The following is a 10,984-nucleotide window of genomic DNA, read 5'->3' on the forward strand; positions in this document are numbered from 1 at the left end:
AAGCGGGACGGGAGGGCCGGGACGCTCTCGGTCCTCCCGCCACCGCCGGGCCGGGCTCAGGCCAGCTTGTGCATCCAGCCGTGCGTGTCCCGCGCGCGGCCGGTCTGGACCGCCAGCAGTGCCTCGCGCAGCTCCATCGTGATCCCGCCCGGCTCCCCGTCGCCCACCGTCCAGTCCCCGGCGGCGGACTTCACCGTGCCGACCGGTGTGATGACGGCCGCGGTGCCGCAGGCGAAGACCTCGGTGATCGAGCCGTCGGCGTTGCCCTCGCGCCAGTCGTCGACGGAGATGCGGGCCTCCTCGGTGCGGTAGCCCAGGTCGGAGGCGATCGTCAGCAGGGAGTCGCGGGTGATGCCCGGCAGCAGGGTGCCGGTCAGCCTGGGCGTGACGATGGTGGCGTCCTTGCCCGACCCCTTCACGAAGTACAGGTTCATGCCGCCCATCTCCTCGATCCAGCGGCGCTCACCGGCGTCCAGCCAGACCACCTGGTCGCAGCCGTGCTCGGCGGCCTCGGCCTGGGCGACGAGGGAGGCCGCGTAGTTGCCGCCGGTCTTGGCCTCGCCCGTGCCGCCGGGGGCGGCGCGCACGTACTCCTGCGACAGCCAGACCGAGACGGGCTTGACGCCGCGCGGGAAGTAGGCGCCCGCGGGCGAGGCGATCACCACGAACAGGTACTCGTTCGCGGGCTTGACGCCGAGCCCGACCTCCGCGGCGAACATGAAGGGGCGCAGGTACAGCGACTGCTCGCCCTTGCCGGGCACCCACGCCCTGTCCTGCTGCACCAGCAGGTCGCACGCCTCGACGAAGGTCTCCACCGGCAGCTCCGGCATCGCCAGCCGGCGCGCGGAGCGCTGGAAGCGCCGGGCGTTGGCGTCCGGGCGGAAGACGGCGACCGAGCCGTCGGGCTGGCGGTACGCCTTGAGCCCCTCGAAGATCGTCTGGGCGTAGTGCAGCGTCATGTTCGCCGGGTCCATCTGGAACGGGGCGTACGGCTGGAGCTGCGCGTCGTGCCAGCCTCGGCCCTCGGTCCACCGGATGGTGACCATGTGGTCGGTGAAGTGCCGGCCGAAACCGGGGTCGGCGAGCACCGCCTCGCGCTCCGCGGCGGGCAGTAGCTGCGCGGAGGGCTTGAGGTCGAATTCGATACGGGGCGTCGTCATGGTGAGCGCGTCCTTCACTGGGTGTCGTGGTGGACCGCGCTCCCGTCGCCCCGGTCGGTACTAGGACGTCCGAGCTTCCCTGCGTACAGCGGCCCCGTGTCCGATTATCGGGGGCAGCAGACCGCATGGGGTCACGGGTGGGCGGTCCTGGTGGTAGATGTTCGCACCCAACCGCCGAGTAGCCCAGCGGCCGGGCGCCTGCAGCCCGGCCGGACGGAGCGTACGGCCGGGCGTCAGCCGGCTACTCGCGCCGCGAGGGCATCGCCGATCTCGTCGGTGGTGCGGGGCGCGGAGCGCTCCGCGAGGTCGGCCGAGACCGCCTCCTCGATGCGGGCCGCCTCGGGGTCGAGGCCCAGGTGCCGCAGCATCAGCGCGACGGAGAGGATCGTCGCGGTGGGGTCGGCCTTGCCGGTGCCGGCGATGTCGGGCGCGGAGCCGTGGACCGGCTCGAACATCGACGGGAAGGCGCCTGTGGGGTTGATGTTCCCGGAGGCGGCCAGCCCGATGCCGCCGGTGACGGCGGCGGCGAGGTCGGTGAGGATGTCGCCGAAGAGGTTGTCGGTGACGATCACGTCGAAGCGCTCGGGCTGGGTGACGAAGAAGATCGTCGCGGCGTCCACGTGCAGGTAGTCGGTGGTGACCTCGGGGTACTCCTCGCCGACCCGGTCGAAGGTGTTCTTCCACAGGTGGCCGGCGTGCACCAGGACGTTGTTCTTGTGGACCAGCGTGAGCTTCCTGCGCGGCCGGGCCTTGGCCCGCTCGTAGGCGTCCCGCACCACGCGCTCCACGCCGTAGGCGGTGTTCACGCTGACCTCGGTGGCCACCTCGGCCGGGGTGCCGGTGCGCAGGGAGCCGCCGTTGCCGGTGTACGGACCCTCGGTGCCCTCCCTGACGACGACGAAGTCGATGTCGGGGCGGCCCGCGAGCGGGGTCGCGGTGTTCGGGAAGAGCTTGGACGGGCGCAGGTTGACGTAGTGGTCGAAGGCGAAGCGCAGCTTGAGCAGCAGCCCGCGCTCCAGCACCCCGGAGGGGACCGAGGGGTCGCCGATCGCGCCGAGCAGGATGGCGTCGTGCCCCTTGAGCCGCTCCAGCTCCGCGTCCGGGAGGGTCTCCCCCGTGGCGTGCCAGCGCTTCGCGCCGAGGTCGTACTCCCGTGTCCGCAGCTTCGCGTCCTGCGGAAGGACCGCGGACAGGACCTTCAGGCCCTGGGCCACGACTTCCCGGCCGATGCCGTCACCGGGGATCACTGCGAGGTCGATGCTGCGAGACATGGGAGGGACCATACCGCTCGTCCCAGGGGATGACACGCACTGTCCGCGATGCGGACCGGACGCTCCAGTGCCGCACGAGCACCGCCGCACCGCCGCACGAGCCGCGGCCGGGACTCTCGGCCCGGCGACGGCTCGTACGGCGGTGCGGTCCGGACGGGCGGCGGGCTCCGGCCTCAGTGGCCGGTGGCGCCGCCGTTGTCCCGGCGGTCCAGCGCCCGCTGGAGGGCCGCGGCCGCGTTGCGGCGGTCGGCGTTGTCGTGGTGGTCGCGGGCGGTGTGGCGGGGGCGGCGGCGTGCGGTCGCGTCCATGGCGAACTCCCTGAGGGGACGGAAGAACCGGAGGGTGGAAAGGGGAGGGATTCCCGAGCGCGCCGTAAGGGCGGGGGCGGCCGGTGCGGCAGGGGTCACCTGCGACGGGCACGGCGCCTCATCCGCCATTCGCTGATGGAGCGAGACGTTCGGCTTCTACCAAAGTAAGGGCTGAAAGCTGTAATGTCCCGCCGATTAGTTGGCCTTCCTACTATCTGAGACGGGACCTTCTCCGACCTGCGGTTTTACCGCTGTGACACCGCGCACTTCACTCGTTCGGGCGAAGGGTGGGCCATTGCGGGCGCGGGAGGACGGAAGATCTCTAGCGTCACTGGCGTCACCCATGTCGCACCAGTACCGCCGTACGCGCTGTACCGCGACGAAGAGCCCGCCCATACTTCAAGGAGGAGGTGCTACGCCATGACCGCTCTCACGCACGAGGCGCCCGAGGTCACCGAGGTCGACGAGACCGAGGAGGACCCCAGGCCCCACCGCGGCCCGCAGGCCCCGCCCCGGGCCGGCCTGGACGAGGCCCTGTGGCAGGCGTGGAAAACCTTGGAACTCCCCGAGGGCTTTCACGCCGAGATCGTCGAGGGGTCCATCGAAGTGTCTCCCACCGGCCGCCACTGCCACGGTCAGATCGTCAACCGCCTGCGCCGAGCCCTCGAGAGGTTTCTCGACGACGGTGACCACGTGGCCTACCAGGACATGAACGTCATCCACGAGCTGACGGCCTACGTCCCCGACCTGTTCGTCGCCCCCGAGGACGACACCGAGCACGTCACCGAGGACGGGCTGGGGCTGAAGGCGTCCTGTGTGGAGATGGCCGTCGAGGTGGTCTCCCCCGGGCACCGCGCGATCGAGCGCGACCGGGTCCACAAGCGCCGCGCGTACGCCCGCGCGGGGGTGCCGGTGTACGTCCTGATCGACGACCACGACGGCCACGGCACCGTCACCGTGCTGACCTCCCCCTCCCCCGACGAGGCCGTCTACGCCGCCGAGACCCGCGTCCCGTACGGGACGGAGGTGGCGATCCCCGACGGCGCGGCGAAGGGCTTCGTGATCGGGGAGGCGATCACCGGCCCACGCCGCGGCTCCTGACCCTCGCGCGACGGCGCCCCCGCCCGGACGGATCCGGGCGGGGGCGCCGCTCATGGCCGCTTCACGGGCCGCTGAGGGAGGTCAGCCCATGTGGGGGTAGCGGTAGTCGGTCGGCGGAATCAGGTTCTCCTTGATGGAGCGGGTGGACGTCCAGCGCATCAGGTTCTGCTTGGAGCCCGCCTTGTCGTTGGTGCCCGAGGCCCGGCCGCCGCCGAAGGGCTGCTGGCCGACGACGGCGCCGGTGGGCTTGTCGTTGATGTAGAAGTTGCCGGCGGCGTAGCGCAGCTTCTCGCAGGCGTGCGCGGCGGCGGCGCGGTCCTGGGCGATGACGCAGCCGGTCAGGCCGTACGGGGCGACCGACTCCATCTGCTCCAGCACCGCCTCGTACTCCGCGTCCTCGTAGACGTGGACGGCCAGGATCGGGCCGAAGTACTCCTGCCGGAAGACCTCGCTCGCCGGGTCGGCGCAGGTGATGACGGTCGGGCGGACGAAGTAGCCGACGCTGTCGTCGCAGCTCCCGCCGGCGACGATCTCGCAGGACGGGTCGGACTTCGCGCGCTCGATGGCGGCCTTGTTCTTGGCGAAGGCGCGCTCGTCGATGACCGCGCCCATGAAGTTCGACAGGTCGGTGACATCGCCCATGGTCAGGCCCTCGACCTCGGCCGTGAACTCCTCCTTGAAGCCGCTCTCCCAGATGGAGCGCGGCACGTAGGCGCGCGAGGCGGCCGAGCACTTCTGGCCCTGGTACTCGAAGGCGCCGCGGGTCAGCGCGGTCCTCAGCACCGCCGGGTCGGCCGAGGGGTGGGCGACGACGAAGTCCTTGCCGCCGGTCTCACCGACCAGGCGCGGGTAGGTCCGGTAGTTCTCGATGTTGTTCCCGACCGTCTTCCACAGGTACTGGAAGGTCTTCGTCGAGCCGGTGAAGTGGATGCCGGCGAGGTCGGGGTGGGTCAGCGCCACCTCCGAGACCTCCTTGCCGTCGCCGGTCAGCAGGTTGATGACGCCGTCCGGCAGCCCCGCCTCCTCCAGCAGGCGCATCAGCAGCACGGCGGCGTGGGTCTGGGTCGGGGACGGCTTCCAGATCACCGTGTTGCCCATCAGCGCCGGCGCGGTGGGGAGGTTGCCCGCGATGGCGGTGAAGTTGAAGGGCGTGATCGCGTAGACGAAGCCCTCCAGCGGGCGGTGGTCCATGCGGTTCCACACGCCCGGGGAGTTGGCGACCGGCTGCTCGGCGAGGATCTGGCGGGCGTAGTGGACGTTGAAGCGCCAGAAGTCGATCAGTTCGCAGGGGGTGTCGATCTCCGCCTGCTGCGCCGTCTTGGACTGGCCGAGCATGGTGGAGGCGGCCATCGTCTCGCGCCAGGGGCCGGCCAGCAGTTCGGCGGCCCGCAGGAAGACCGCGGCGCGGTCGTCGAAGGAGAGCGAGCGCCACATCGGGGCGGCGGCCAGCGCCGCGTCGACGGCCTCCTGCGCGTCCTGCCGGGTGGCGTGTGCGGCGGTGCCCAGCACCGCCTTGTGGTTGTGGGGCTGTACGACGTCGAAGCGTTCGCCGCCGCCGAGGCGCCGCTTCCCGCCGATGGTCATCGTCAGGTCGATCGGGTTCTCGGCCAGCTCCTTGAGCCTGGTTTCGAGACGGGCGCGCTCCGGCGTGCCGGGTGCGTAGGTGTGCACCGGCTCGTTCACCGGCGTGGGGACCTGGGTCACAGCGTCCATGAGCCGTGTCTCCTTCGAGGGTTCGGATCTGTCGTCGTACGTCGGGAGCCGTGCGCGGCCGTGGACCGCTCGGCCTCAGCCTCTGGTGGCCAGCGAGCGCAGGAAGAACGCCAGGTTGGCGGGGCGCTCGGCCAGGCGCCGCATGAAGTACCCGTACCAGTCGGTGCCGTACGGGACGTACACGCGCATCCGGTGGCCGGCGGCGGCCAGCCGGTCCTGCTCGGCGGTGCGGATGCCGTACAGCATCTGGAACTCGTACTCGTCCGGCTTGCGGCCGGCGCGGCGGGCCAGCTCCTGGGCGATGGCCACCATCCGCGGGTCGTGGGAGCCGATCATGGGGTAGCCCTCGCCCGCCATCAGGATCCGCAGGCAGCGCACGTACGCCCGGTCCACCTCGCGCTTGTCCTGGAGGGCGACGGAGGCGGGCTCCTTGTAGGCGCCCTTGACCAGCCGGACTCGGGAGCCCTCGCCGGCCAGGGCGCGGCAGTCGTCCTCGGTGCGGTACAGGTAGGACTGGAGCACCGCGCCGGTGGCGGGGAAGCGCTCGCGCAGCTTCGCCAGGATGGCCAGCGTGGAGTCGACCGTGGTGTGGTCCTCCATGTCCAGGGTGACGGTGGTGCCCGCCTCGGCGGCTGCCTCCACGACCCGCAGGGCGCCCTCGTAGGCGATGTCGTCGCCTCCCGGAAGGGCCTGTCCGAAGGCGGAGAGCTTCACCGACATCTCGGCCCGCACCCCCAGGCCGGCCTCCCGCAGCGCCTCGGCCAGGGCCAGGTAGGCGTCGCGGGCCCGCAGGGCCTCGGTGCGGTCGGTGACGTCCTCGCCCAGGTGGTCGAGGGTGACCTCCAGGCCCCGGCCGGTGAGGGAGCCGACGGTCTCCATGGCCTGGTCTAGGCGCTCTCCGGCGACGAAGCGGTCCACCACGGGGCGGGTGACCGGTGCGGCCGAGACGACGCGGCGGATGCTGTCGCTGCGCGCGGCCGCGAGAAGCACGGGACCCAGCACGGGGCACCTCCACGGGTGGTTCTCCGACGGTGTTCGAGCGGCTTGTGAGCCACCGTCGAAACTAAGGATCGCTCCGCCTTCCCGCCATCGACAGCTGTCACGCTTCCGTGGCCCGGATCTCAGACATCTGTATGACAATGGTGGTGTCCGCGGGGATGCCGCGGGCGGTGTGCGAAAGGCGGCGCGAGGCGGTGCGCGAGGACTACCAGGTGCTGATCGACGAGGTGACCGCCCTCCTCGGCACTCCCGCGACACTGGAGAACCGCGACTTCGGGCTGATCGCCTTCGGAGCCCACGAGGGGGAGGGCGACGAGGAGGACGGGGAGGACGGCGCCCTCCTGATGGACCCGGTGCGCACCCGCTCGATCCTCCGGCGCCGCTCCACCGCACGGGTGCGGGCGTGGTTCGAGAGTTTCGGTATCACCCGGGCGGTGGAGCCCGTACGGATTCCGCCGGACCCGTCGGCCGGGGTGCTGCGGGGCCGGATCTGCGTGCCGGTGCGGCACGGCGGGGTGGTGCTGGGCTACATCTGGCTGCTGGACGACGGTGCGCTGGAGCTGTCCGACCCCCGGCTGGCGGACGTACAGGCCGTCGCGCGCCGCATCGGCTCGCTGCTGGCCGACGAGTCCCGGGCGGGTGCGCGCCGGGGCGAACTGCTGTGCGCCCTCCTCACCGCGGCGCCGGGGCACCGGGCGGCTGCGGATCTCGCGGAGGCGGAACTGGCCGGGGAGCTGGGGCCGGTGGCGGCGGGGCCGCTGGCGGTGGTGGCCGTGGTTCCGTGGGAGGAGGGTGCGGAGGGCCGGTCGGCGGCGGCGCCCGGAATCCCCGGCGCGATCGCGGTGTGCGCGGTGCCGGGGACGGAGGGGCTGGCCGTGCTGGTGCGGCTGCGCACACCCGGCGCCCTCGATCCGGCCCGCACAGCCGCCGAACGGCTGCTGCGCTCGCCGCGCGCCGGGGCCACGGCGGGAATCGGCGATCCCTGCACAGGGCTGGGCCCGGTGCCCGGTGCCTGGCGGCAGGCGCTGGCCGCGGCGCGGGCGGCGCGGGCGGAGAGCAGGTTCGGGCCGGTGGCGCGGTGGGACCGGATCGGGCCGTACCGGCTGCTGGCCTCGATCGCTCGCCCCTCCGGCTCGCCGGCGGCCGGTGCGCCGGACCCGTCGGTGCGGGCGCTGCTGGAGCCCGGCCACCGGGAGATGGCCCGTACCGCCGAGGCGTTCCTGGACTGCGCGGGCCAGGCGGGCCGCACCGCGGCGCTGCTGGGCGTCCACCGGCAGACGCTGTACTACCGGCTGTCGCGGGTGGAGCAGCTCACCGGCCTCGACCTGGACGACGGCGAGGACCGGCTGCTGCTGCACATGGCGCTGAAGACGGCGCGGCTGCTGAAGGGCTGAGGGGCCGCCTCCGCGGAAGACGCCCGCCGCGGCTGCGGACCGGACGGTTCGGCGGAACGCCGCGGCCCCGGCGCGGATGTCCGTGCCGGGGCCGTGGCGGTCTCCGGATCCCTCCCGGGAGTTCACCCGGAGGAGGGATCTTCGATCAGTCCTCCAGGTTGACGTTGCGGGCCGAGGTGGCGCCGATCTCCTGAGCCATCTCGGCCATCACCGGGGCCGGGATGGGGCCGTCCACGGTGAGGGCGACCAGTGCCTCACCGCCCTCCTCGGCACGGGAGACCTGCATGCCGGCGATGTTGATGCCGGCCTCGCCCAGGATGCGGCCGACGGTGCCGACCACGCCGGGACGGTCGGCGTACCGCAGGAAGGCCATGTGCTCGGCCAGTGCCAGGTCGACGTCGTACTCGCCGACGGCGACGATCTTCTGGACGTGCTTGGGTCCGGAGAGGGTGCCCGAGACCGAGACCTCCTGGCCGTCGGCCAGGGTGCCGCGCACGGTCACCACGTTGCGGTGCTCCGGGGACTCCGAGCTGGTGGTCAGCCGGACCTCCACCCCGCGCTCCTGCGCGAACAGCGGCGCGTTGACGTAGCTGACCGTCTCGTCGACGACGTCCTCGAAGACGCCCTTGAGCGCGGAGAGTTCGAGCACCTTGACGTCGTGCTGGGTGATCTCGCCGTAGACCTCGACGTCGAGCCGGACGGCGACCTCGCCCGCCAGCGCGGTGAAGATCCGCCCCAGCCGCTCGGCCAGCGGCAGTCCGGGCCGCACGTCCTCGGCGATCACGCCGCCCTGGACGTTGACCGCGTCCGGGACCAGCTCGCCGGCGAGCGCCAGCCGCACCGAGCGGGCGACCGCGATGCCCGCCTTCTCCTGGGCCTCGCCGGTGGAGGCGCCCAGGTGCGGGGTGCACACGACGTTGTCGAAGGCGAACAGCGGGGAGTCGGTGCACGGCTCGGTGGCGTACACGTCCAGGCCCGCGCCCGCGACCCGGCCCTCCTTCAGGGCCGACAGCAGCGCCGCCTCGTCCACGATGCCGCCGCGTGCGGCGTTGACGATCCGCACGGTCGGCTTGACCTTGTGGAGCGCCTCGTCGCCGATCAGACCCAGCGTCTCGGGGGTCTTGGGCAGGTGGACGGTGATGAAGTCGGAGGTCTCCAGCAGCTCGTCCAGGGAGAGCAGCTTGACGCCCATCTGCGCGGCCCGGGCGGGCTGCACATAGGGGTCGTAGGCGACGACCCGCATGCCGAAGGCGGACATCCGCTGGGCGACCAGGACGCCGATGCGGCCGAGGCCGACGACGCCGAGGGTCTTCTCCGACAGCTCCACGCCGGTGTACTTGCTGCGCTTCCACTCGCCGTTCTTCAGGGCGGTGTTGGCCTGCGGGATGTTGCGGGCGGTGGCGACGATCAGGCCGCAGGCCAGCTCGGCCGCGGTGACGATGTTGGAGGTCGGCGCGTTGACGACCATCACGCCGGCCTTGGTGGCGGCGGAGACGTCGACGTTGTCCAGGCCGACCCCCGCGCGGGCGACGACCTTCAGCCGCCGGGCCGCGGCGATGGCCTCGGCGTCGACCTTGGTGGCGCTGCGCACCAGGATCGCGTCGACGTCGGCGATGGCGGTCAGGAGCTCGGCTCGGTCGGCCCCGTTGCAGTGCCGGATCTCGAAGTCCGGGCCGAGGGCGTCGACCGTGGCCGGGGAGAGTTCTTCGGCGATGAGTACTACGGGTTTGCTCACTTCGGTCTTCAGTCCTCACTGGTCCGTGCCGGCGGCCGCGTCCCGACGGCCGAGGGCGGTGGAGGTGGGCAGCCGCGTGGAGACGCACGACGCTGTGAGCCTGTGACGCGCTTGTGTGTGCAGTGTATCGGCGGAGGGGCGGCCCCGGTGGCCGATCACCGGGGCCGCTCCGCCCCGTCGGCGGGCCGCGGCGTCCACCTGCGGGCGGGTCGGGCGGCGCCGGGCCGTCCGCGACGGCCCGGCGGTCCGCTCAGTTCTCGTCGTCGACCCAGCTCATGAGCTTGCGCAGCTCACGGCCGGTGGTCTCCAGCAGGTGGTCGCCGTCGGCCTTCTTGTACTCGTTGTACTTGGGCAGGCCGGCGTTGTACTCGGCCATCCAGTTCCTGGCGAAGGTGCCGTCCTGGATCTCGGCCAGGACCTTCTTCATCTCGGCCTTGGTGTTCTCGTTGATGATCCGCGGGCCGGTGACGTAGTCGCCCCACTCGGCGGTCTCGGAGACCGACCAGCGCATCTTCCCCAGGCCGCCCTCGTACATCAGGTCCACGATCAGCTTCAGCTCGTGGAGGCACTCGAAGTATGCGATCTCGGGCTGGTAGCCGGCCTCGACCAGGGTCTCGAAGCCCGCCTTGACCAGGGCCGAGGCGCCGCCGCACAGCACGGCCTGCTCACCGAACAGGTCGGTCTCGGTCTCCTCGGTGAAGGTGGTCTTGATGACGCCGGCGCGGGTGCCGCCGATGCCCTTGGCGTAGGACAGGGCCAGCTGGAAGGCGCCGCCGGTGGCGTCCTGCTCGACGGCCGCGATGCAGGGGACGCCGCGGCCCTCCTCGAACTGGCGGCGGACCAGGTGGCCCGGACCCTTGGGGGCGACCATGCAGACGTCCACACCGGCCGGGGGCTTGATGAAGCCGAAGCGGATGTTGAAGCCGTGGCCGAAGAAGAGGGCGTCGCCGTCCTTGAGGTTCGGGGCGATGGACTCCTCGTAGACCTTGGCCTGGATCGGGTCCGGCACCAGGACCATGATCACGTCGGCCTCGGCGGAGGCCTCCGCCGGGGTGACCACGCGCAGCCCCTGCTCCTCGGCCTTGGCCCGGGACTTGGAGCCCTCGGGGAGACCGACGCGGACGTCGACGCCCGAGTCGCGCAGGGACAGGGCGTGGGCGTGGCCCTGGCTGCCGTAACCGAGAACCGCGACCTTGCGGCCCTGGATGATGGACAGGTCGGCGTCGTCGTCGTAGAACAGCTCGGCCACTTGGGATATCTCCTTGTTGTTCTTGCCGCACCGGCGGTCTCGCCGTACGGGTCG

9 protein-coding genes are annotated in these 10,984 nt (G+C 72.0%); 2 read left to right on the forward strand and 7 right to left on the reverse strand.

Features of this window, described 5'->3' with window-relative positions; genetic code table 11:
- Positions 1 to 56: 56 nt before the first annotated feature.
- The 3 genes from L7D48_RS12565 to L7D48_RS29135 all read right to left on the reverse strand — a co-directional run bounded on the left by L7D48_RS12565 (position 57) and on the right by L7D48_RS29135 (position 2,739).
- The gene (locus L7D48_RS12565; RefSeq protein WP_237879476.1) at positions 57 to 1,160 is read right to left on the reverse strand and encodes a branched-chain amino acid aminotransferase; all 1,104 of its coding nucleotides are present in this window, start codon (positions 1,158 to 1,160) and stop codon (positions 57 to 59) included.
- A 233-nt stretch (positions 1,161 to 1,393) separates the two neighbouring features.
- Positions 1,394 to 2,431: a 3-isopropylmalate dehydrogenase gene (locus L7D48_RS12570; RefSeq protein WP_237879478.1), complete on the reverse strand. Its 1,038-nt coding sequence runs from the start codon at positions 2,429 to 2,431 to the stop codon at positions 1,394 to 1,396.
- Positions 2,432 to 2,604: 173 nt separating this feature from the next.
- The gene (locus L7D48_RS29135) at positions 2,605 to 2,739 is read right to left on the reverse strand and encodes a hypothetical protein (RefSeq protein WP_093663306.1); all 135 of its coding nucleotides are present in this window, start codon (positions 2,737 to 2,739) and stop codon (positions 2,605 to 2,607) included.
- A 420-nt stretch (positions 2,740 to 3,159) separates the two neighbouring features.
- Between L7D48_RS29135 and L7D48_RS12575 the strand changes: the two genes are divergently transcribed.
- Positions 3,160 to 3,840 (forward strand): Uma2 family endonuclease, encoded by a 681-nt coding sequence (locus L7D48_RS12575; RefSeq protein WP_237879480.1) that lies wholly within the window; start codon positions 3,160 to 3,162, stop codon positions 3,838 to 3,840.
- Positions 3,841 to 3,921: 81 nt separating this feature from the next.
- Here the strand turns inward: L7D48_RS12575 and pruA are convergent, their stop codons facing one another.
- Both pruA and L7D48_RS12585 read right to left on the reverse strand, forming a co-directional pair.
- Positions 3,922 to 5,553: an L-glutamate gamma-semialdehyde dehydrogenase gene (gene pruA, locus L7D48_RS12580; RefSeq protein WP_237879482.1), complete on the reverse strand. Its 1,632-nt coding sequence runs from the start codon at positions 5,551 to 5,553 to the stop codon at positions 3,922 to 3,924.
- Between the two features lie 75 nt (positions 5,554 to 5,628).
- Positions 5,629 to 6,555 carry a proline dehydrogenase family protein gene (locus L7D48_RS12585; protein ID WP_237879484.1) on the reverse strand — a complete coding sequence of 309 codons (927 nt, stop codon included), beginning with the start codon at positions 6,553 to 6,555 and terminating at the stop codon, positions 5,629 to 5,631.
- A gap of 191 nt (positions 6,556 to 6,746) precedes the next feature.
- Between L7D48_RS12585 and L7D48_RS12590 the strand changes: the two genes are divergently transcribed.
- Complete coding sequence (locus tag L7D48_RS12590; protein ID WP_237879488.1) at positions 6,747 to 7,946, forward strand: CdaR family transcriptional regulator; 1,200 nt, start codon at positions 6,747 to 6,749, stop codon at positions 7,944 to 7,946.
- Positions 7,947 to 8,091: 145 nt separating this feature from the next.
- Here L7D48_RS12590 and serA read toward each other — a convergent pair whose 3' ends face one another.
- Both serA and ilvC read right to left on the reverse strand, forming a co-directional pair.
- The gene (gene serA / locus L7D48_RS12595; RefSeq protein WP_237879486.1) at positions 8,092 to 9,681 is read right to left on the reverse strand and encodes a phosphoglycerate dehydrogenase; all 1,590 of its coding nucleotides are present in this window, start codon (positions 9,679 to 9,681) and stop codon (positions 8,092 to 8,094) included.
- A gap of 250 nt (positions 9,682 to 9,931) precedes the next feature.
- Complete coding sequence (ilvC, locus tag L7D48_RS12600) at positions 9,932 to 10,930, reverse strand: ketol-acid reductoisomerase (RefSeq protein ID WP_237879489.1); 999 nt, start codon at positions 10,928 to 10,930, stop codon at positions 9,932 to 9,934.
- Between the last annotated feature and the right edge of the window lie 54 nt (positions 10,931 to 10,984).

The sequence above is a fragment of the Streptomyces sp. ICN903 genome (genome assembly GCF_022015835.1).
Classification (GTDB): Bacteria; Actinomycetota; Actinomycetes; order Streptomycetales; family Streptomycetaceae; genus Streptomyces; species Streptomyces fenghuangensis.